The 509-nt window shown below is 39.5% G+C and carries 1 protein-coding gene; it reads left to right on the top strand.

From position 1 onward, the window contains the following. On the top strand, nt 1–509 hold a 509-nt coding region (locus KQI11_RS13065), incomplete at both ends, for a peptidase dimerization domain-containing protein (protein WP_216402430.1).

Here is a 509-nt window from a genome sequence, read left to right as displayed (position 1 = left end):
CGAAGCTATAAGAACCTTAAAGCCAACACACCATGAGGTTTTAGGAGATGGTATCCTAGAGCTTACAGATATTAAGTCAAGTCCTTATCCTGGAGCGTCAGTAGTACCTGAGTACTGTAGAGCTACATATGACAGAAGACTTTTAGTAGGAGAAACAAAAGAAAGTGTATTGGCACCTATAACAGAACTTCTTGAAGAGATGATGAAAAAGGATCCTCAGCTTAAGGTTAAGGCTTCCTATTCTATAGGAAAGGAAATGTGCTATACTGGCAATGAAATTGAGGGAGAGAGATTCTTCCCGGGCTGGCTCTATGATGAAAGGGAAGAATTTGTTCAAGTTGTTTACGCTGAAATAAAGGCTATGGGTTTTAATCCTTCCATTACTGAATATAATTTCTGCACCAATGGCAGTCACTATGCAGGAGAGGCTAACATCAAGACTCTTGGTATAGGGCCTTCAAAAGAAAATCTAGCACATACAGTAAATGAGTACATTGAAATTGAGCAGC

The sequence above is a fragment of the Acetanaerobacterium sp. MSJ-12 genome (genome assembly GCF_018917875.1).
In the GTDB taxonomy this organism is placed as follows: domain Bacteria; phylum Bacillota; class Clostridia; order Oscillospirales; family Ruminococcaceae; genus Bittarella; species Bittarella massiliensis.
The sequence above is the reverse complement of the archived record's forward strand: the minus strand, read 5'-3'. Positions and strand labels throughout refer to the sequence as shown.